The 20,135-nt window shown below is 71.9% G+C and carries 20 protein-coding genes and 2 pseudogenes; 7 read left to right on the forward strand and 15 right to left on the reverse strand.

Annotation, left to right across the window (positions count from 1 at the left end):
• Positions 1 to 19 precede the first annotated feature (19 nt).
• From OHO27_RS23115 to OHO27_RS23140, 6 genes are all read right to left on the reverse strand, one after another.
• A complete protein-coding gene (locus tag OHO27_RS23115) occupies positions 20 to 553 on the reverse strand; it encodes a DinB family protein (RefSeq protein WP_328426880.1) in 534 nt (177 codons plus the stop codon).
• Between the two features lie 26 nt (positions 554 to 579).
• On the reverse strand, positions 580 to 783 hold the full coding sequence (locus tag OHO27_RS23120) for a DUF397 domain-containing protein (RefSeq protein WP_328426882.1): 204 nt from the start codon (positions 781 to 783) through the stop codon (positions 580 to 582).
• Positions 767 to 1,606 (reverse strand): helix-turn-helix domain-containing protein, encoded by an 840-nt coding sequence (locus OHO27_RS23125; RefSeq protein WP_328426886.1) that lies wholly within the window; start codon positions 1,604 to 1,606, stop codon positions 767 to 769. Before OHO27_RS23125 ends, OHO27_RS23120 begins: the two co-directional genes overlap by 17 nt.
• 207 nt (positions 1,607 to 1,813) lie before the next feature.
• Entirely contained in the window at positions 1,814 to 2,656 is an 843-nt protein-coding gene (locus OHO27_RS23130; protein WP_328426888.1) for an aldo/keto reductase, read from the reverse strand.
• Positions 2,657 to 2,699: 43 nt separating this feature from the next.
• The gene (gene murQ, locus OHO27_RS23135; RefSeq protein ID WP_328426890.1) at positions 2,700 to 3,647 is read right to left on the reverse strand and encodes an N-acetylmuramic acid 6-phosphate etherase; all 948 of its coding nucleotides are present in this window, start codon (positions 3,645 to 3,647) and stop codon (positions 2,700 to 2,702) included.
• A gap of 84 nt (positions 3,648 to 3,731) precedes the next feature.
• Positions 3,732 to 4,652, reverse strand: coding sequence for a MurR/RpiR family transcriptional regulator (locus tag OHO27_RS23140; RefSeq protein WP_328426891.1), 921 nt, complete (start codon positions 4,650 to 4,652; stop codon positions 3,732 to 3,734).
• 63 nt (positions 4,653 to 4,715) lie between these two features.
• On the opposite strand from OHO27_RS23140, the gene OHO27_RS23145 reads away from it, so the two are divergent.
• Complete coding sequence (locus OHO27_RS23145; protein ID WP_328430515.1) at positions 4,716 to 5,114, forward strand: hypothetical protein; 399 nt, start codon at positions 4,716 to 4,718, stop codon at positions 5,112 to 5,114.
• A gap of 4 nt (positions 5,115 to 5,118) precedes the next feature.
• The gene (locus tag OHO27_RS23150; protein ID WP_328426892.1) at positions 5,119 to 5,388 is read left to right on the forward strand and encodes a DUF4031 domain-containing protein; all 270 of its coding nucleotides are present in this window, start codon (positions 5,119 to 5,121) and stop codon (positions 5,386 to 5,388) included.
• 80 nt (positions 5,389 to 5,468) lie between these two features.
• Here OHO27_RS23150 and OHO27_RS23155 read toward each other — a convergent pair whose 3' ends face one another.
• The 4 genes from OHO27_RS23155 to OHO27_RS23170 all read right to left on the reverse strand — a co-directional run bounded on the left by OHO27_RS23155 (position 5,469) and on the right by OHO27_RS23170 (position 8,341).
• The gene (locus tag OHO27_RS23155) at positions 5,469 to 5,942 is read right to left on the reverse strand and encodes a carboxymuconolactone decarboxylase family protein (protein WP_328426893.1); all 474 of its coding nucleotides are present in this window, start codon (positions 5,940 to 5,942) and stop codon (positions 5,469 to 5,471) included.
• A gap of 106 nt (positions 5,943 to 6,048) precedes the next feature.
• The gene (locus tag OHO27_RS23160; RefSeq protein WP_328426894.1) at positions 6,049 to 6,492 is read right to left on the reverse strand and encodes a PPOX class F420-dependent oxidoreductase; all 444 of its coding nucleotides are present in this window, start codon (positions 6,490 to 6,492) and stop codon (positions 6,049 to 6,051) included.
• Positions 6,493 to 6,532: 40 nt separating this feature from the next.
• A complete protein-coding gene (locus OHO27_RS23165; protein ID WP_328426895.1) occupies positions 6,533 to 7,651 on the reverse strand; it encodes a GNAT family N-acetyltransferase in 1,119 nt (372 codons plus the stop codon).
• 27 nt (positions 7,652 to 7,678) lie between these two features.
• Entirely contained in the window at positions 7,679 to 8,341 is a 663-nt protein-coding gene (locus tag OHO27_RS23170; RefSeq protein ID WP_328426896.1) for an HD domain-containing protein, read from the reverse strand.
• 190 nt (positions 8,342 to 8,531) lie between these two features.
• Here OHO27_RS23170 and OHO27_RS23175 point away from each other — a divergent pair.
• A pseudogene (locus OHO27_RS23175) lies at positions 8,532 to 9,239 on the forward strand (maleylpyruvate isomerase family mycothiol-dependent enzyme).
• A 90-nt stretch (positions 9,240 to 9,329) separates the two neighbouring features.
• A complete protein-coding gene (locus OHO27_RS23180; protein ID WP_328426897.1) occupies positions 9,330 to 10,025 on the forward strand; it encodes a copper homeostasis protein CutC in 696 nt (231 codons plus the stop codon).
• 200 nt (positions 10,026 to 10,225) lie between these two features.
• Here the strand turns inward: OHO27_RS23180 and OHO27_RS23185 are convergent, their stop codons facing one another.
• Positions 10,226 to 12,274: a HelD family protein gene (locus OHO27_RS23185; protein WP_328426898.1), complete on the reverse strand. Its 2,049-nt coding sequence runs from the start codon at positions 12,272 to 12,274 to the stop codon at positions 10,226 to 10,228.
• Between the two features lie 298 nt (positions 12,275 to 12,572).
• Here OHO27_RS23185 and OHO27_RS23190 point away from each other — a divergent pair, with 298 nt between their 5' ends.
• Both OHO27_RS23190 and OHO27_RS23195 read left to right on the forward strand, forming a co-directional pair.
• A complete protein-coding gene (locus OHO27_RS23190) occupies positions 12,573 to 12,752 on the forward strand; it encodes a hypothetical protein (protein ID WP_328426899.1) in 180 nt (59 codons plus the stop codon).
• A gap of 16 nt (positions 12,753 to 12,768) precedes the next feature.
• Positions 12,769 to 13,887, forward strand: a pseudogene (locus tag OHO27_RS23195) (glycosyltransferase 87 family protein); the annotation flags it as partial.
• Here OHO27_RS23195 and OHO27_RS23200 read toward each other — a convergent pair.
• Positions 13,875 to 15,518 (reverse strand): DNA repair helicase XPB, encoded by a 1,644-nt coding sequence (locus OHO27_RS23200; protein WP_328426900.1) that lies wholly within the window; start codon positions 15,516 to 15,518, stop codon positions 13,875 to 13,877. The pseudogene OHO27_RS23195 and the gene OHO27_RS23200 sit on opposite strands and share 13 nt — an antisense overlap.
• Before the next feature lie 130 nt (positions 15,519 to 15,648).
• Here OHO27_RS23200 and istB point away from each other — a divergent pair, with 130 nt between their 5' ends.
• Positions 15,649 to 16,869 (forward strand): IS21-like element helper ATPase IstB, encoded by a 1,221-nt coding sequence (gene istB, locus OHO27_RS23205; protein ID WP_328426901.1) that lies wholly within the window; start codon positions 15,649 to 15,651, stop codon positions 16,867 to 16,869.
• Here istB and OHO27_RS23210 read toward each other — a convergent pair.
• The 3 genes from OHO27_RS23210 to OHO27_RS23220 all read right to left on the reverse strand — a co-directional run bounded on the left by OHO27_RS23210 (position 16,847) and on the right by OHO27_RS23220 (position 19,986).
• On the reverse strand, positions 16,847 to 17,059 hold the full coding sequence (locus OHO27_RS23210; protein WP_328426902.1) for a hypothetical protein: 213 nt from the start codon (positions 17,057 to 17,059) through the stop codon (positions 16,847 to 16,849). The two genes, istB and OHO27_RS23210, sit on opposite strands and share 23 nt — an antisense overlap.
• 80 nt (positions 17,060 to 17,139) lie before the next feature.
• Complete coding sequence (locus OHO27_RS23215; protein WP_328426903.1) at positions 17,140 to 17,268, reverse strand: hypothetical protein; 129 nt, start codon at positions 17,266 to 17,268, stop codon at positions 17,140 to 17,142.
• A gap of 186 nt (positions 17,269 to 17,454) precedes the next feature.
• Positions 17,455 to 19,986, reverse strand: a complete 2,532-nt coding sequence (locus OHO27_RS23220) for a helicase C-terminal domain-containing protein (RefSeq protein WP_328426904.1) — start codon at positions 19,984 to 19,986, stop codon at positions 17,455 to 17,457.
• Positions 19,987 to 20,135 lie beyond the last annotated feature (149 nt).

Below are 20,135 nucleotides of genomic sequence, written 5' to 3' on the forward strand. Positions count from 1 at the left end.
TTCGCCAACGACCCCGGCGTCAGCCCATGCTCTTGGCCCCGTCCAGGGACTCCCTGAGGATGTCGGCGTGGCCGGCGTGCTGGGCGGTCTCCGCGATGATGTGCAGCAGCGTCCTGCGGGCGGACCAGCTGGCGCCCGGCTCGAACCACGGGGCCTTGGGGAGCGGGTGGGAGACGTTCAGGTCGGTCAGGGCGGCGACCAGGTCGTCGGTGCGCTGGGCCACCTTCTCGTACTCGGCCAGCACACCGGCCAGCGTCTCGCCGGGCAGCATCCGGAAGTCGTCGGCCCGCTTGGCGAAGTCGGCCTCGGTCATGGAGTCGAAGTCACTCATCGCCGACGTGCCGTGCTCGATGAAGTCCGCCCAGCTCCGTTCCACCGAGGTGACGTGCTTGATCAGGCCGCCGATGCACAGCTCGCCGGCGGTGCTCCGCTGTCCCGCCTGCTCGTCGGTGAGGTCGCGGGCGGTGAAGCGGAGGAAGTGCCGGTGCTTGGCCAGCGTCTCCAGCAGGTCGCTGCGCTCGGCGGTGGCGGTGTTGTGCGTGGTCTCAGTCATGAGAGTCACGGTAGGAGCCGAGTAGGTCAGATTCTGACCGCATTGACGAAGGCGGACCATGCGGATGCGGTGAAAGTGAGCTTGGGGCCGTGAGGGTTCTTGGAGTCGCGGACGGGGACGAGGGTGGGGAAGTCGTGGGTGACTTCGAGGCAGTCGTTGCCGCCACCGCCGCTGTAGCTGGACTTGTGCCAGGTGGCCGCGCTCAGGTCGTAATCAGGGATGCTCCTCATGGGTGTAATCCTGCGCCAACGTCTCGATCAAGGCTAGGGACTTCTCGGGCGAGAGTGATGAGGCCGTTAGGAGTTCGAAGGTGAACCTCAGTTGGGCGACCGTGGCCGGGTCGTCCTCCAGCCGTCCAATGCCGGGTCCCTCGAAGTAGACCAGCGGAGGGGCGTCCTGGAAGTCCGTCAGCTTTAGCGAGCCATCCATTGCCCTGTGTGCTCCCGCACTGAACGGCAGCACCTGCACGATGACCCGGCTCCCGCGGGCCAGACTGGCGACATGGCGCAGGGCTTCCGCCATCACCTCCCGCCCTCCGGTCTCTCTGCGAAGGGCGGCCTCGTCAAGCACCATCCACAACAACGGCGTTGTTGGGTGGTCAAGCAGACGCGTCCGTTCCATCCGGCCCGCCACCCACTCGTCGATGGTCTCTTCGGGCGCCGTCGGGTCATACGCGCGGTTCACGGCGTGTGCGTACGCCGGAGTCTGCAACAGCCCCGCGATCAGCAACGGCGCGTACTGCCTGATCGCCGTCGCTTGTGCCTCGGCCTCGGCCGCCTCCGCGAAGTGCTCCGAGTACCTGGACTTGTTGGCCGCCTCGCAGTTTCGCTCGAAGAACCCGTTCGTGCCCAGCACCTCATCCACCAGCGGCGCCATGTCCAGCCGCAAGCGCCGCGTACCCGCCTCCAGTTGGCCCACGAAGGTGCCGCTGACGAACAGCTTCTGGCCCAACGCCTCCTGGCTGAGACCCTTCTTCTCGCGTGCGTGACGTAATTCCGCCCCCAGCAGCGCGCGCGGCGATGAGGAAGGGTCGAGGTCCTTGGGTCCCGGCATGGCCCCTCCCTGTGTGTGGACCCGGTAACCGGCGCAAGCGACGGGCCGTTCGTTCTCGTCCAGTTGGGGCGTTGCAACGTCCGGACCGCGGAGCGGCTGGCGGCGGTGTTGCGGGGCGAGCCGGTGGAGCCCGCGCCGACGAAGGAGGAGCTGTTGGCGCGGGTCCGGCAGGTCAACCGGGAGGGGAGACTGCCCCGTTAGGCCGGGTCAGGCGGACTCGGAGGCACGGCTGAGGCGGTCGTAATGCACCTCGGTGAGGTGGACGGCGTCCGCGCCGACGTTCTCCTCCACGTGCGCGATGCTCGTGGTCCCCGGGATGGGGATGATCACCGGGGAGTGGGCGAGGAGCCAGGCGAGGACGACCTGCGTCGGGGTGGCGTCCAGTTCCTTTGCCACCGCGGCGATTTCGGCCTTCGCCCCCGACTGTCCGGCGGCCACCGGCCGCCACGGCAGGAAGGCGATGTCCGCCTCCTCGCAGGCCTTCAGTACGGGCTCGTGCTCGCGGTCGAGGAGGTTGTACCGGTTCTGGACGCTCGCGATGTCGACGACGGCCCGGGCCTCGGCCAGCTCGGCGGCCGTGACCTCGGACAGGCCGATCCGGCCCACCTTGCCCTCGGCACGCAGGTCGCGCAGCGCGCCGAGCTGGTCGGGGAGCGGTACGCCGGGGTCGAGCCGGTGGAGCTGGAGCAGCTCGATGCGGTCGAGGCGGAGGCGGCGCAGGGCCTCGTCGACCTGGACGCGCAGGTCGGCGGGCTCGCCCGCGTGCCGCCAGCCCTCGCCCGAGGTGGTCTGGCGGAAGCCGACCTTCGTGGCGATCACGAGGTCGGCCGGGTACGGGTGCAGGGCTTCGGCGAGGAGATCCTCGTTCGCTCCCCAGCCGTACAGGTGCGCCGTGTCGATCAGTGTGACGCCCAGTTCGACGGCCCGCCGGGCGACCGCGAGGTGGCCGGCCCGGGCCTCGTTGCTCTCCGGCCGCAGATGCATGGCCCCGAACCCGAGCCGCCGTACTTCCAGATCGCCGCCGATGCGGAACGTCTTCGGTGCCGTCATGTGGCCACGCTAACAGGGGAGTTGAAACGGCGGACGAGCCCGCTCAGCGGCCGTCCCTCCGCCCGCCCGCGCCCATCGCCGCCCGCAAATGCCCCTTCGCCCCGTCGAGAAGCCCGGTCGCCGTAGGGCCGTCCACGTCCGCCAGGAGGATCAGGATCGCTGTCTTCACCTCGCCGGCCGCCTCGGTCAGGGCTCGTTCGATGTCGGTGTCGTCGGCGCCCGTGGCCAGGGCGACGATGCGGCGGGAGCGGGCTCGCAGCTTGTCGTTGGAGGCGCGGACGTCGACCATCAGGTTTCCGTAGGTCTTGCCCAGGCGGATCATCGTGATCGTCGAGAGCATGTTGAGGACCAGCTTCTGGGCCGTGCCCGCCTTCAGGCGTGTCGAGCCGGTGAGGAGTTCCGGGCCCACGACGATCTCGATGCCGTGCTCGGCGGCCGCCGCCAGGGCGCTGTCCGGGTTGCAGGACAGGCCGATCGTCAACGCGCCCTGCGTGTGCGCGTGTTCGACCGCGCCGATCGCGTACGGCGTGCGCCCGGAGGCGGAGATGCCGACCACCGTGTCGGTGGGGGTGAGCGCGAGGGCGTCGAGGTCGGTGCGGGCCAGGTCCTTGGAGTCCTCGGCGCCCTCGACCGAGACGACCATGGCCTCGGGGCCGCCCGCGATGAGGCCGACGACCTGGGAGGGGTCGGTGTTGAAGGTGGGCGGGCACTCGGAGGCGTCGAGCACGCCGAGGCGCCCGGCGGTGCCTGCGCCGGCGTAGATGAGGCGGCCGCCCCGGGCCATCCGTTCCGCGACGGCGTCGATGGCGGCGGCGATCTGGGGGAGGCGCTGTGCGACGGCGGTGGGTACGGCCGCGTCCTCGCCGTTCATGAGCCGGGCGATGTCCAGGGTGGGCAGGCGGTCGATCTCGGCGAGCTCGGGGCGGAACGCCTCGGTGGTCAGGGTCTCCAACTCGGCGCGGAGATCACGGGGGTTGGATGGAGAGGTCATGGCGGAGGCGGCTCTTTCCAGTTTCCGGTGTGCTGTCCGACCCAGAGGAAAAGGGGCGCGGGGACCGACCGTCGGGCCTGCGGTCTATCTGCGGTGCCGATGCGCCAGCGCCTCGTACGACGCGGCCAGCGCGGGCGCGGCCGTGTCGTACGTCCGCTGCGCCACCCCCACGAACAGGCAGTCCACCACAAGCAGCTGACTGGTCCGGGACGACATGGCCGCCGGCCGCAGCTCGCTCTCCCGCGCCGTGGACGTCGTGAGGATGTGATCGGCGTACTGGGTGACCGCCCCGTCCGGACGCCCGGTGATCGCGACGGTCGTCGCCCCGTGCTCGAACGCCACCCGCAGCGGCTCGATCACGTCCCCGGTGGACCCGGAGTGGGTGATGGCGATCGCCACGTCACCCGCGCGCAGCTGCACGGCGTTCGTCACGGCGAGGTGCGGATCGCTGTGCGCGTGGGCTATGAGCCCTATCCGCAGCAGCTTCTGGACGAGGTCCTGGGCGACCAGCCCGGACGCCCCGACGCCGTACACGTCGATCCGGCGGGCGGCGGCGGCAGCCGATACGGCCGCTCCGAGCTGGGCGGTGTCGAGGCCGGCGGCCGTGTCGGCGAGGGTCTGCTGCTCGTCGTAGGCGAGCTTCGCCACCACGTCCGCGATCGGGTCGTCCACCGCGATGTCGGTCGTTATGGCGGGGGCGCGGCCCGACTGCTGCTGGGCGGCGAGGCCGGCGAGGGCGAGGCGCAGATCGCGGTAGCCGGGGTAGCCGAGGAGGCGGGCGGTGCGCACGACGGTGGCCTCGCTGGTGCCGGTGAGTTCGGCCAGGCCGGTGACCGTGAGGGCCGCGCAGCCCGCCGGATCGTTCGCGACCGCTTCGGCGACGCGCTGCATGGAGCGGGTCATCGACGGGGCGAGCGTGCGCACCTTGGCCGCGAGGGCGGCGGGCGCCGGGGCCGGACCGGTCGGCCCCCCGCGGCCGAAAGTTTCCTTCACGTTATTGGTCACCTCTGAAAAATATTTCCACCCCGTGCGGTGGTCAAGAGTGCGCACAATAGGACCATGGAACCCATCAGTCCGCTCAGCCCGCTGGAACAGGCGCTGCACGCGGCCCGCGCCCTCGTGCTCGCCGACCTGGCCGCGGGTGAGGTCGCCGAGGCGGACGTCGTGTCGCTGGTCGAGGAGTCGGTCGTACAACGGCGCTGGTGGGTGGAGCAGTGGCCGGACGGCGTGGAGTTCGTGGCCGGGCTGGTCGCCCAGGACGTGCAGGACGCGCTGCTGGACCGGTTCGGGCGCTGGCCGCTGTGCCCGGTGTGCGGCGCCGGCGATCCGCATGCGCTGGAGGTCGAGCCGGAGCTGGGGCCCGATCCGTACTGGGTGTGCCACAAGGCGGGTGTGAGGGTCGCGGCGGTGGGGTCGCTGGGGACGGCCGGCGCGGGCGGGGCGCAGCCCTCGGGAGAGAGCGCGTGACGCCGTGACGATCTACATCGACCCGCCGACCTGGCCGGGACACGGGCGGATGTGGTCGCACCTCGTGAGCGACCTGTCGTACGACGAACTGCACGCGTTCGCCGACGGTTTGGGTGTACCGCGCCGGGCTTTCGAGCGGGACCACTACGACGTCCCGTCCCACCGCTACGCCGATGCGGTGCGGGCGGGTGCCGTGGAGGTCAGCAGCCGTGAGGTGGTGCGGCTGCTGCAGGGGGCGGGGCTGCGCAGGCCGAAGGGGCGGGAGGCGGGCTGACGCCCTCCTGACCGCCCCCTTGACCGCCCTCTTGGCCGGCGGGATGGGTACCGGCTACTGGCCGGCGGGATGGATCCCGGCTACGCGAACTGGCCGGGCTGGTAGTCGCCGGCGGGCTGCTGGATGAGGACGTTCATCCGGTTGTAGGCGTTGATGAGGCCGATCAGGAACACCAGGGAGGCGAGCTGCTCCTCGTCGTAGTGCTTGGCGGCGTTGTCCCACACCTCGTCCGGGACCCCGCCGGCCGCGTCCGCGATGCGCGTGCCCTCCTCCGCCAGCTCAAGGGCGGCGCGCTCGGCCTCGGTGAAGCAGGTGGCCTCCCGCCAGGCCGCGACCATATTGAGGCGTAGCCAGTCCTCGCCCGCGGCGACGGCGTCCTTGCTGTGCATGTCGGTGCAGAACCCGCAGCCGTTGATCTGGCTGGCGCGGAGCGTCACCAGGTGCTGGGTGGTGACGGGCAGTGTCGAGTCGTGCACCACCTTGCTCGCCGAGGTGATGTGCTTGATGATCTTGCCGGCGCTGGGGATTCCGAAGATGTTCAGTCGGGCGCTCATGGCCAACTCCCTTGCCGTTCGTCGGTGGTTACACAGCTATGACGGACCGGCGCGGAGCGATGTGACATGAGTAGGTGTGACCTGGGTCACGGTCGAGAATTCGGGGTCAGGAGTTCGGCGTGGAGTGCGGCGTGGAGTGCTCGACCCGGCGCATGGGGTACCAGGACTCACCGGCGGGCCGAGGCGGGTCCGACAGGTTCCAGCTCCAGGAGAGCGTCGGCGTGATGCGCAGGTAGTGGCCGGGGCCCACCATGCCGACCCGCTCCACGGGACCGTCCGCGACGCCGTACACCCGGATGCCACGCGCGATGAACGGCTCGACGGAGACCATGTCGTCCACGACGAAGGCCACCTTGCCGCGTCCGCGGCCGACATTGCGGAACTTGCGGGTGCCGAGGACCTCCTCGCCGGGTCCGCCCACCCAGAAGTGGGTGCCGTCGAACTCCAGGGCCACCGGGACGACATCGGGCTGCTCGTCCGCGCAGAGGCTGGCCAGACGGGCGAGAGGGTTCGTGGTGAGGTAGGCGATCTCCTCGGCGGTGAACGACATGGCGGCTCCCTGCGACGGTGCGGGTCGGCTCCGCCCCAGGCTAGGCCGCCGTGGGGTGCCCGCGACGGACGTAGAGCCGCAGGGACTGGTCCATGTCGTGCTGCTCCTGTGCCGCCCGCTCCTCCTCGACGGTCGTGCGTGCGTATCCGGCGCGGGCGACGACGCGCTGTGACGGGGCGTTGTCGGCGTGGATCGCCGCGCAGAGGAGGCGCACGTCGTCCCGGGCCAGGGCCCACTCCGACAGCGCGCTCAGCGCCTCGCTCGCGTAGCCGCGTCCGCGGACGCCCTCCACGAGGTCGTAGCCGACCTCTGCGGTGCCCTCCTCGTCGGGGGCACCGTGAAAGCCGAGGCCGCCGACCGCGAGGCCGTCCTCCCGCCGGACGAGGACGAACAGGCCGAACTCGGGGCGGTGCACCCCCTCCTCGTACGCCTTCGACACCATTCCGGCGGCCTCCCGCGTCCCCTCGAAGGGGCCGCCGACGACCCATGTGAACCCGCCGTCGCCGCCCGCGCTCAGGTCGGTGGCGGCCGCGGGGGTGACGCCCTGGAGGGTGAGGCGGTCGGTGGGCAGGACCAGGTTGTTGCGCCAGCGCCACTCGGTGACCGGCGCACGGCCGGGCAGGTCGCCGCGGCCGGTGGCCCAGAGCAGGGTGGGCCACGGGTCGGTGCCGGGCCGGACGTGCGGAAAGATCGTCGTGAGGACGAACCCGGGCAGCTCGGCGGGCGGTTCGTACGCCACCCCGAGCCCCTCGGCGATGTCGTACGTGTGCAGCAGCACCTCGGCGACGCCCATCGCGGCGAAGCCCTCGCGGTTCGCGCTGCGGAAGGGGTACGGGTGGAACGCGCGGACCTCGCGGGGAGCGGTGCGGACGGCAGCGGTGAGGAGGGCGCCGGTCGTCTCGATGACGTGGATCAGCCCTTCGTTGCCGGTGCCCTCGTCGAGGGTGATCTCGAAGGGGACGTAGCCGTCCTGGGCGCGGCCGGCCAGGTTGGCGGCGTACGCGATGAGGTCCTCGGCGATGTGGAACGCCGTCTGGTGGCAACTCCACTCCAGCCGCCCGGCCTTCGCCCCGCCCCAGTCCCTTTCCACCGCCGTCCGCAGCAGCGCCGCGCAGCTCGCCACGGCTTCCTGTACGCGTTCCCCGCCCATCTCTCGCATGCCGTGCAGGCTACGGCGGCGGAGTCGTCAGAGCGACAGCATTTCCAGCTCGGCGGCGAGGTTGTAGCGGGCGGTGGCCTCCCACTTCTCCTGTCCGTACGGCGTGCTGAACAGGCTTGGCAGATCCAGGAGTTGGCGCAGGATGGCGGCGCGGCCCTCGCGGAAGGCGTCGTTCGGGACGAAGTGGTACTCCTCGCGGACGGCGGCCGTGTACGCGGCGTACGCGGACGGCGGCGCCGCGAGGATCGCCAGGTCGGCGTCGCACAGGACCTGGCCGTCGGGGTCGTCCGGCGCCGGGGCGTGGGTGACGGTGAGCCGGACCAGGCGGGCCACGTCGGCGGTCCGCTCCGCGGGGACACCGGCTTCCGTGAGGGCGCGTTCGGCGAGGCGGGCCGAGCGCTCCTCGTTCTCCGAGCGGTCGGGGAGGTACACCGCGTCGTGGAACCAGGCGGCGAGCCGCACGACGTCCGGGTCGCGGGCGTGCCCCGCCAGCTCGTCGATGCGGTCCAGGACCGCGGTGAGGTGGGTGAGCGTGTGGTAGTGCCGCTGCGGTTCCTGCCAGCGGGTGAGGAGGCTTTCGGCGTAGGGGGTGGGGTCGGGGGTGGTGGCGGGGGAGCGGGTTGCGTTCAGGGCTTGGGTGAAGCGGGTGCGGAGTGTGTTGAGGGCGGCGGGGGTGTGGAGGTCGGCCATGGGGTCATTGTTCCGGGGGTGGTGGGTTTCGGGGGTCGGGGGTGGTGGTGGTTTGTGTTCGGGGTGCGGGTGGGTGGGGGCTGGTCGCGCAGTTCCCTGGGCCCCTAGGGCGCTGCAGGTGCCGTAGCTGCGAGCAGTCCTGCCCCGAGGTTCTGGCCCTGTGGCGGTGGCGGAGGCCTAGCGTGGCGGTATGACTTCTGCTGACGGGTACGACGTACGGGATCCCGAGTTGCCGGGGCGGCTGTTGGCCGTCGAGCGGGATGCGTTGGTTCCGGTGTTGGCGGGCGCGGTCGGAGGCCGACTTCGCCGTGGCGACCGTTGCGTGTCCGGGGTGGTCGGTGCGGGATGTGCTGGCGCACTGTTCGGCCGCGCTGATGCGGGTGGTGGAGAACCGGTTCGAGGAGGGCGTGTTCTCGCCCGAGTCCAACGACCGGGACATCGCCGCTCGCGCCGACTGGACCAACGCTCAGGTCGTCGACGAGCTGGAGCGCGGGATGACCGAGGCGGGGCCGGTGATCGCCAAGGCGGGCGGGGCCCTGGATGGCATCGCGCTCGGGGTGGGGGTCCCCCCACGCCTTTAAGGCAGTGGGGGAGGGTGCACGCCGGTGACATGTGGGACGTGCTCGGGGAGCCGGGGGCGTACGCCGGGGCCGGGCTGCCGGATGCGCTGCGGCTGCTGGTCCGGCTGTCCCGGGAGCGGCGCCGCATCCCGCTCCATGCCGACCTGGACGACGTCGACGAGCCCCTGCGCCTGGGCGACCCGACGGCTCCGAGTCCCCCGCCGCGGTACATCGGGGACGCCGCCACCCTCGTACGGCTGTACGCGGGGCGGCCGGCGGAGGGGGCGTCGTACGAGCTGGCGGGGGCGGAGGCGGAGGAGCTGAACATCTTCGGGTGACCCCTGCGCGCCCCCGGGCGAGCCTCCACCCCGTACCCTTGGATTGGACTAGACCTGTAGCCGTCGTCGAATGCCGAGGAATGGGGTCCCATGAGCAAGCGTGCAGTCCTGGAGGTGATCGCCCTCGGTGTCGAGGACGCGGTCGCCGCCCAGGCCGGGGGTGCGGACCGGCTCGAACTGGTCACCGACATGGCCGCCGACGGGCTCACCCCGCCGGTCGAGACCTTCGCCGGGATCCGAGCCGCCGTCGGCATCGACCTGCGCGTGATGCTGAGGCCGGCGGACGGGTTCGCGGCGGGGGACGTGGGGCGGCTCGTGCGGGTGGCGCGGGAGCTGCGGGGCGCCGGGGCGGACGAGTTCGTGCTCGGGTTTCTCGACGCCGACGGCGGGGTGGACCTCGAAGCCGTCGAGCGGGTGGTGAGTGAGCTGGACGGGTGCCGGTGGACGTTCCACCGGGCCATCGACCGGGCCGCCGACCGGGACGCGCTGCGCAAGCAGCTCGACGGCATGCCGGGCCTGGACACCTACCTCACGGCCGGCTCACCGACCGGCGTCGACGACGGCCTCGCCGTCCTGCTCACCGAGGCGGCGAGGGTCGGTGAGCCCGGCTACGAGCAGCGGATCCTGGTGGGCGGCGGGCTCCGACTCGACCACGTGCCGACGCTGCTGACCGCCGGCATCGACGCCTTCCACATCGGCGGCGCGGCCCGCCCGGACGGCTGGGAGGGGCCGGTGTCGGTGGGAGCGGTGGCTGAGTGGCGTGCTGTGCTGGACGGGGTTTCGTAGGCGGGGAGTGCTTGGCGGGGGTGGGCCGCGCGGCCCGGCGCTGCCGGGCTGCCGCTGCGCCCGCCCGACAGCTCGTAGCCCACGGCACCTACCACCCCTTCAGGGGCGCGGGGAACTGCGCGACCAGCCCCCACGCACCCGCGCCCCGAACACAAACCGTCACCACCCCGGACCCCCCGCCCAACCCCCGGAGGGACCCGTCACCCCAGCTGCCCCGGCAACGACCCCCCATGCACGACCACCAACCCCGACACCGCCCGCGTCAGCGCGACATACAACCGCCGCAGCCCCGTCCGCTCATCCGGCTCCCCGTCCACCACCGCCTGCGGCTCGTCCAGGACGACGTAGTCGTACTCCAGACCCTTCGCGAGCGACGCCGGCACCAGCGTCAACCGGGTCTGCTCGGTCGTCTCCTCGCCGGGCGCCAGATGCGTGATCCCCGCCGCCGCGAGCCCTTCCGCCAGCACCGGAACCCGCGCATCCGCGGCGATCAGGCCGATCGACCCCTCCCGGCGCAGCAACTCCCCGCAAGCGGCGATGACTTCAGACGCCTCCGACACCTTGCGGACCTCGAAGAACCCCGGGTTCTCACGGATCGACGCCACCGGCGTCAGGCCGGGCGCGATGTGGGGGAGGAGGCGGGAGGCGTAGGCGATGACGTCCGTCGGGACGCGGAATCCGGCCGTCAGCTCCTCGATGACCCCCTCCGACTTGCCGAGGTGGGCCAACGCCTCGTCCCAGCTCCGCGTCGCCCACGGGGTCGTGCCCTGCGCCAGATCCCCCAGCACCGTCGCCGAACCGGTCGTGCAACGCCGGCCCACCGCCCGGTACTGCATCGGCGAGAGATCCTGCGCCTCGTCGAGCACGACATGGCCGAGGGACGACGTACGCGCCACGATGTCGTTCGCCTCGTCGATCAGCACCGCATCCGCCGCGGACCACTGGGCGGCCTTCACCGACCGTGCCGGCTTCACCCACAGGATCGTCTTCTGCTCGTCCTCGTCGAGGACCCCGGCCGCGTGTTCCGCCAGGAAGTCCGCGTCGGCGAGCAGCCGCAACACCAGTTTCGCCGGATCGACCGGCGGCCAGATCGCCTTGACCGCGGCCTTCACCGCGCTGTTGCGGGCCACCGCGTCCTGCACCCGGTCGTCCGGCGCCTCCCCCGACTGCTCCATCTGCACCAGCACGGCGTGCGCGATGCGCTGCGGGAGGGCCTCGCGGGCAGCGCCGTAGCGGATGTCGCGGGCGAGCAACTCACGCACGGTCTCTTCGAGTTCGTACGCCGGGACACGCCACCGCCGCGATCCGCGTACGACGACCACCGGCTCCGTCGGCATGGTCACGTGCGCGTACACCGCGCGCCGCAGCACCTCCGCCATCCTCGCGTCGCCCTTGATGACAGCCGCCGGCGCGTCGTCCGTACCGCGCACCTCGACGTGCGCCACCAGGTCGTCGACTGTCGCCTGCCGGACACTCAACTCGCCGAGCGTCGGGAGGACTTGCTCGATGTAGTGCAGGAAGGACCTGTTCGGTCCGATGACGAGCGTGCCGGTGCGGGCGAGGCGCTCGCGGTGGGCGTAGAGCAGATAGGCCACCCGGTGCAGGCCCACCGCCGTCTTCCCCGTGCCCGGACCGCCCTGCACGCACACCGTGCCGCCGAGCCCCGACCGCACGATCTCGTCCTGCTCCGGCTGGATCGTCGCCACGATGTCCCGCATCGGGCCGACGCGCGGGCGCTCGATCTCCTGCTGGAGCAGCTTGCTGGTGCGGGCCGCCTCCGCCGGGTCGGAGAGGTGCTCGTCCTCGTACGCCGTGAGGTCACCGCCCGTGTAACCGAAGCGGCGGCGCAGCGCGATGTCCATCGGGTCCTTCTTGGACGCCCGGTAGAACGGCTGGGACACAGGTGCCCGCCAGTCGATGACCATCGGGTCGCCCCCTGCGTCGTGCACATGCCGACGCCCGATGTAGAAGCGCTCCCCCTCCGCGCCCTCGGCCTCCTCGGCGCCGGGAGCGTGCAGGTAGTCGAGCCGGCCGAAGAACAGCGGGGTGTCGCTGAGGTCGGCCAGCGCCTTGATGCGGTCGTCGATCTGGCGGGCGAGGACCTCGGCGTTGACCCAGTTCGCGGTGACGTCGCGGATGTCGAGGGACTCGACGTCCTCGCGCATGGCACGCAGGGCGGATCGGGACACGGCCAGGTGGGAGCGCTCTCGCGAGAGCGGGGCGAGTGGGTCGTCGGTGGGCGTGGACAAGGGGGTGCCTCCGGAGGGACCTACAGGTAGGTGATCGAGAGAGCCGACCGGTTTCCGTCCGGACGGCGGCACTCCGCGGGGGAGGCGGGCAAGAGCGGAGATTTTAGGCGAAGGGGGAAGGCAATCGCCAACGAATATTCCGGCCCCCGGCCGGCCCCGGCCGATCCGCGTCCGTCCCCTAGGGGACGCCGCCACCTCCCTGAGGGGACGCCATCCGCCCGGAGGTGTACGGAGCCAGTACGCCGCTTCGGCCCGCAGGCCGATGCCGTCTTTATGTCTGCGAATCCATCATGGAGACATGAGCGCAGCAACCATCCAACCAGCACCCGTGGGCCCCCGCGGAGCCACAGCGCTTCAGGGGCACCACCATCATCGCCTCGGTGAAGCCCTGCGTGCCGTCAAGGTGTTCGCAGGTGCGGCCTTCGACGTGATCGTCCTCGGTGAGTACGGCGAGGAGGCGGGCGTCCGCCGCAAGTGACGCCTAGGGTCACTGAGTGACCCGCCGATCACATTCCGCAACTCCCTACTGCCTTCTGGCGGTTTCCCTACTCGCTCTCACGGCACTCTGCACCCACCAGCCCCTCCCGATGGCCGACGCGCTGGTCTACCGGGCGGAAGGCGAAGCCGTCCTGCGCGGCGAGGATCTCTATGGCTTCACCGTCACGCAGTGGCAGCTCCCCGCCACCTACCCGCCCTTCGCGGCCCTCCTCTTCGTCCCGACGGCGCTGATCCCCCTCGCCACCCTCAAGGCGGCCTTCCTGGCGGGCAACGCGCTCATGCTCGCCGTACTCGTCCACCTCTCCGCCCGGCTGGCCGGCGGCCGCGCGAAGCTCCGCCTGCCCTCCGCCGCCCTCTGTGCCATCACCGCAGCCGCCCTCTGGCTGGAGCCGGTCCTCCAGACGCTGCTCTTCGGCCAGATCAACCTCGCCCTGGTCTGCCTGGTGCTGTGGGACCTCACGCGTCCGGCCGACGCCCGCTGGAAGGGCGCGGCGGTCGGCATCGCCGCCGGGATCAAGCTGACGCCGGCGATCTTCATCGTGTATCTGCTGCTGCGCGGGCGACGCCGGGAGGCGGGCACGGCTGCGGCGGCCCTCGCGGGGACGGTCGCGCTCGGCGCCCTCGCCCTGCCCTCAGCGAGCCTCGACTACTGGACCCGCCGCCTCTACGAGACGGACCGCGTGGGCAAGGTCTGGATCGTCGACAACCAGTCCCTGCAGGGGATGGTCGCCCGCGCCCTGGGCGACCCGGCGCCGGGCCTCGCCTGGGCTCTCCCGGCCGCCGCGGTCACGGTCACCGGCCTGTGGCTGGCGGCGCGGGCCGCCGAGGAGAGCCACGCGATCCTCCTGACGGCCTTCACCGCCCTGCTCGTCTCGCCGATCAGCTGGTCCCATCACTGGGTGTGGTGCGTCCCGCTGACCGCCGTACTGCTGACGGAGGGCCGCTCCCGCCTCGCGGCGGCAACGGCCCTCCTCTTCACGGCCCGCACGATATGGCTGCTCCCGCACGAGGGCGCCCGGGACCTCCGACTACCGTGGTGGCAGCAGCCGTTGGCGTCGCCCTACGCGCTCTGGGCGCTGCTCGGCCTCGCCCTTCTGGCCGACTACCCCTCCGCCAGGATCTCGTCGGCGTCCATGATCCGGTACGCGTACCCCTGTTCTGCCAGGAAGCGCTGGCGGTGGGCGGCGAAGTCCTGGTCGATCGTGTCGCGGGCGACGACCGAGTAGAAGTGGGCCTTGTGGCCGTCGGCCTTCGGGCGCAGGACGCGGCCGAGGCGCTGAGCCTCCTCCTGGCGGGAGCCGAAGGTGCCCGAGACCTGGATGGCGACCGTGGCCTCCGGCAGGTCGATGGAGAAGTTCGCGACCTTGGACACGACGAGGACGCTGATCTCGCCCTCGCGGAAGGCGCCGAAGAGCTTCTCGCGCTGCGCGTTGGAGGTCTCGCCCTTGATGACCGGGGCGTTCAGATGCTCGCCCAGTTCGTCGAGCTGGTCGATGTACTGGCCGATGACCAGGATCTGCTGCCCGGCGAACCGGCGGACGATGGCCTCAGTGACCTTCCGCTTGGTGTCGGTCGTCGCGCAGAAGCGGTACTTCTCCTCCTGCTCGGCGGTGGCGTACGCGAGCCGCTCGGCGTCGGTGAGGTTGACGCGGACCTCGACGCAGTCGGCGGGCGCGATGTACCCCTGCGCCTCGATCTCCTTCCAGGGCGCGTCGAACCGCTTCGGGCCGATGAGGGAGAAGACGTCCGACTCGCGGCCGTCCTCCCGGACCAGGGTCGCGGTCAGGCCCAGGCGGCGGCGGGCCTGGAGGTCCGCGGTGAACTTGAAGACGGGTGCGGGCAGCAGGTGCACCTCGTCGTAGAGGATCAGGCCCCAGTCCCGGGAGTCGAAGAGCTCCAGGTGCTGATAGACACCCTTCCGCTTCGTCGTCAGTACCTGGTACGTGGCGATGGTGACCGGGCGGATCTCCTTCTTCGTACCGCTGTACTCGCCGATCTCCTCCTCGGTGAGCGACGTGCGCTTCATCAGCTCGTGCTTCCACTGCCGGGCCGAGACGGTGTTCGTGACGAGGATGAGCGTGGTCGACTTCGCCTGGGCCATGGAGCCGGCGCCGACGAGGGTCTTGCCGGCGCCGCACGGCAGCACCACGACCCCGCTGCCGCCGTGCCAGAAGTTCTCCACGGCCTGCTTCTGGTAGGGCCTGAGCGCCCACCCGTCCTCGTTCAGCTCGATCGGGTGCGCCTCGCCGTCGACGTAACCGGCGAGGTCCTCGGCCGGCCAGCCCAGCTTCAGCAGCGTCTGCTTGATCTGGCCGCGCTCGGAGGGGTGCACGGCGACGGTGTCCGGGTCGATGCGGGCGCCGACGAGCGGCGCGACCCGCTTCGAGCGCAGCACCTCCTCCAGGACCGGGCGGTCGGTGGTGGTGAGGACGAGGCCGTGCGTGGGGTGCTTGGAGAGCGTCAGACGGCCGTAACGGTCCATCGTGTCGGCGATGTCGACGAGCAGCGCGTGCGGCACGGGGTAGCGGCTGTACGTGACCAGCGCGTCCACGACCTGCTCGGCGTCGTGCCCGGCCGCGCGGGCGTTCCACAGGCCGAGCGGCGTCACCCGGTAGGTGTGGATGTGCTCGGGTGCCCGCTCCAGCTCCGCGAACGCGGCGATCGCCCGACGGCACTCATCGGCCCGCTCGTGATCGACTTCCAGGAGCAGGGTTTTGTCCGACTGGACGATCAGTGGTCCGTTCACGTGCGTACGTCCTTCCGCTCGACCACTCGACCAAACGTCCAGTGTGCCTGATCATTTCCGAAGTCCTACAGGATGTCTTTTCATTCCTGTGAGTGGTGTGGTTTCACCTGTACGGCGGTGGCTGCGAAGAATGCCGACCGTGCAGCCCATCTCGCGTGATCCGTCCCCGCCGACCACCACCCTCGGGTACGCCCTGTTCGCCACCCGCTGGCTGCAGGCCCCGCTCTACTTCGGCCTCGTGGCCGCCCAGGGGGTGTACGTCTACAAGTTCTTCAACGAACTGTGGGCCTTAATCCTCCGCTGTGTGACCGGGCAGGCCACCGAGAACTACGTCATGCTCGCCGTGCTCAAACTCGTCGACGTCGTCATGATCGCCAACCTGCTGATCATGGTGATCGTCGGCGGCTACGAGACGTTCGTCTCCCGCATCGGCCTCCAGGGCCACCGCGACCAGCCGGAATGGCTCTCGCACGTCAACTCCAACGTGCTGAAGGTCAAGCTCGCCACCGCCATCGTAGGTATCTCCTCCGTCCATCTGCTCCAGATGTTCGTGGACGTCCACCACACCTCACGGCACGCACTGCTGTGGGGCACGGTGATCCACATGGCGTTCATCGCCTCGGCGGGGATCCTGGCGTACATGTCGGGGCCGATGGCCGCGCAGAGTGAGCGGGCCGCCGCTCAGCACGCGCACCAGGCGCACGTCCCCGAGGAACCCGCCGCGAAGGTCTTCGTCCCGGCGCAGGCCGCGGCACGTGACGACGAGCCCAGCGCCGAGGAGCGGGTGCGCGCCGCCGGTTTCCCCGCGCGCAAGCTGCTGGAGGAGTTCGACTCCGATCACCCGCACTCCTTCGACCGGGAGGCCGTGGCCCGGCTCGGCAAGCTGGACTTCGTCGCCGCCCGCCGCAACGTGGTCTTCGTCGGACCGCCCGGCACCGGCAAGACGCATCTGGCCGTCGGCCTCGGCGTGAGGGCCTGCCAGGCGGGCCACTCGGTGCGGTTCGCGACGGCGGCGGAGTGGGCGGCCCGGCTGGCCGGGGCTCGGGACGCCGGACGGCTCGCCGAGGAGCTGACCGCGCTCGACGAGCACGCCGTGCTGATCGTCGACGAGGTCGGCTACACCCCCTTCGAAGCGGGGACCGCGCCGCTCTTCTTCCAGTTGGTCGCGCACCGCTACGAGCGGGCCTCGCTGATCGTGACCAGTGACCGCCCGCTCGGCCGCTGGGACGAGATCTTCGGTGGCCCCTCCGCGCTCGCGATGGTGGACCGGCTGGCCCACCACGCCGAGTTCGTACGGATCGACGGCGACAGCTACCGGCTGCGCCGGCCTACCGCAGCGTGGGCAGACTGACGTTGTTGATCAGCGGTCCCTCGACGGTGAGGCCCTCGGTGATCAGGGACTCGCCGGCGGGGGCCGGCAGGGGCAGGGGGAGTGCGGCGGCGGCCGCGGCATCGGGGGCGAGGACGGTGACCATGGCGCTCGCGGAGATGAGAGCGGCGACGGCTGCGGAACGGGCGCGCGCGGGGCGCTTGGCAGGCATGGGGGCGTCAGGGCCTTTCGCAAACGGAGGGCGGGCCGGCCCTGGCGCCGGACCGGCCCGATGGCTGCGCTGCGGTCGCGTCAGACCTGCGGCGTCTCGATGACCAGCCCGGCCACGTCGACGCCGATCGCCGCGGCCTGAGTGGTGAAGCCGCCGATCATCAGGGCTGCGGCGGCCAGGACGGTGGCAAGACGACGAGCTGTGCGCATGGGACAACTACCTCTCTGTTGCGCTCACTTGAGCGTGATCAGGACAGGAGGTGGCTGCCCGGTGCCACACGGCGCGATGCGGACACACCGGAAAGGTCCCCCAAGAGTTGGAACAACCCGGCGTGGCGTACATGAACGGCCGCGTACCCCCGAACGAGTGAGCCGCCCGGGCCCGGGCCCGGCGGCTCAGATCTGGCCGTCCGCGAGCTCGGCGACGCCGGTGATCCGGTGCAGCGGATACGTCCGCACCTCGTCCGCGGTGTGGTCGTACGCCGTCACGAACCCGCCCTCGACCCGCACCGGCGCGATCACCCGCTGACTCGCGGCGCCCTCGGCGTTGACGTACCCGATCCACAGCGCCTCGCCGGTCAGGACGGCGGCCTGCATGGTGGCGAGGGTCTCGGCGGAGGTGGTGCGGGGCAGCTCACCGCCGGTCACCGCGGGGGCGGCCCCGCTCGGCTTGCGCGGTGTCGTGGAGGCGAGGTCGCCCGCCCGGATGGCGCGGATCGCGGCCGTCAGCAGGGTGGTGTCCGGCGTCGGCGGGCCGTCCGGTACCGGCTCGGGCGCCGTGCGCGGTGGGGTGCGGTGGGCGTCGGCGCGGGTGATCAGGACGTCACCTTCGGCCGATTCGGCGGCCGGCGCGAAGCCCATCGCGCGCAGGCCCTCCAGCAGCGCGGCCGGGTCCGCCTGGGCGGCCAGCACCGTCGGCGCCAGGCGGCGCAGGCGCAGGCCCGCGGCCCGCTTGTCGGCGAGGATCTCGTTCAGCACGGCGTCGTCGTCGCAGCGGACGTACGCAGACGCGGCGCCCACCCGCAGATGCCCGTGCCTGCGGGCCACGTCGTCGATCAGGTACGCGAGCGGCTGCGGTACCGGCGTACGCGCGTGCTCGGCGAGGAAGGCGTGCAGGTCGGAGGCGCTGCGCCCGGCGTCGAGGGCGCGTCGCACGGACCCGGGCGTGAACCGGTACACCGTCGCGCCGCCCTTGGACTCCACGTCCGCGAGCACGTCCAGCATGGCGGCGAGCGGGCGTCGAAGTGGCCCGGGCGCCACGGCCGTCAGGTCGGCCTGGAGGAGGACGTGGTCGAGCGGCTCGGGGAGGAGCGGGGCCAGGAGCCGGGCTGCGGTGGCCGAGGCGGTGGCCTGCTCGGCGGGGGAGAGGGGCTCGGGCGGCGGGGCCGGGCGGTGATGCACGGGGAGCTTGTCGCCGGGACCGGCCGGTTCCTCGGGCGCGGGCTCCGGCAGCGGCATCCCCAGCAGCGCCCGCCCGTGCGCCGACAGTGCCCCGCGCCCCGTGATCCCCAGCATCTCCGCCTCGCCGAGCGTCCACTGGGCGAGGCGGCCGCGCAGGTCGTCGTCCCGCTGGGGTCCGCGCAGCGGCCGTTCCCAGCGCAGCCGGGCCAGTACCGACTCGGCGGACGGTGACGCGCCCTCGGGCAGCCCGGCGAGGAGGGTCAGCACCCGGTGCCGGACCTCGGGCGCGGCGGAGCGGTCCACGCCCGGGCCGAGCGCCGACAACGTACGGTCCTTGGCGTCCCGCCCGCCGATCACCCCCGACGTGCGCGTCGCCGTCAGCCATGTCTGCGCCAGCAGTGCCCAGCGCTGCGCGGCGGGCTGCTCCAGCCACTCGTCGTAGGCCGGGGTCGCGGCGTACCGCTCGTCGGCCTCGCCGTCGGAGGCCAGCAGTCCGGCGGCGTAGGCGAGCTCGACCCAGAAGGCGGCCAGGGGTTCGGACAGGTCGAGGGCGACGGCGGTGCGCTTGAGGTCGCGCACGCTCAGGCCGCCCGCCCGCAGCACCGTCGGACCGCCTTCGTCCCAGTCCTTCAGCAGCTCCTCGACGGTCGCCAGCGCCGTGTACGCCTGTCCGGCCGCGGTCGCGTCCACAACCTGTGGACGGTACGTCGCGCCCGCCTCGACCGGCGGCGGCAACGGCTCGGTGGTGCGGTGCGCCCGGCCGGCGCGCAGATGCAGGGCCACCTCGCGGGGGAGCACGACCGTGCCGGGTGCCGTCGGGAGGAGGAGGCCGCGGTCCAGGAGCCAGCGCAGGCGGGGCGCGGGGTCGGCGGTGACCTGGCCGTACGGCGGCCCCCACACGAGCCGGGACAGCACCTCCCGGGACTCCTCCGGCGCACCCGCGAGCAGGGCGGCCATGCGCTTCCGGTCGCCGAACAGGGCGGTGAGCGACGACACCGCGGACACGGCGTCGTGGGTCGAGGGCAGTCCGGCCGTCGTGACGATGTCCTGGATACGCCCCGGCGACATGCCCGCGGTGGCTTCCTGCACGGTCGGGCCCAGTCCGGTGGGGGACGGGTGCTGCGGCGAGGGTGCGAGCAGCTCACGCGCGGTGCGGACGAGCCGCAGCCGGTCGTCGGCGCCCCACACCAGGGCCTGGTCGCGCAGGGTCGCGAGGGCGTGCGGCAGCGCCCCGGCGACCGCCGGTTCGCCCTCGTCACCAGCCATCAGTGCCAGCAGTTCGGCGTATGTCGCCGGGTCCGCCGCCACCGCCAGCGCCTCCGCCGTCTGCAGTGCGCACCGGTCCAGCCGCTCCAGGGCGCGCACCACGGAGGCCCGGGTGCCTGCGCGGGTCGCCAGCTGCGTGAGGTCGGTGGGGACGGGGGTGATGAGATCGGGCCGGCTGCGCAGCAGCACGGCCAGGGAGGCGTCGTCCCGCGCGCGGAGGGCTTCCGCGAGGGAACGGGGCGGTGCGGCCGGGTCGCTCATCCGACCAAATCTAGCGGGTGGGGGCCGGGGCAGGGGGTGTGCCGGCCGCGCGGAGGGCCGCCCGGACGGCGAACGGAACGTTTCGCAAATGGCCGCCGGATGAACATCATCCGGAGGAATCCGGCACCCCTGGCAACACGTCATCCCCA

This window comes from Streptomyces sp. NBC_00443 (assembly GCF_036014175.1).
Lineage (GTDB): Bacteria > Actinomycetota > Actinomycetes > Streptomycetales > Streptomycetaceae > Streptomyces.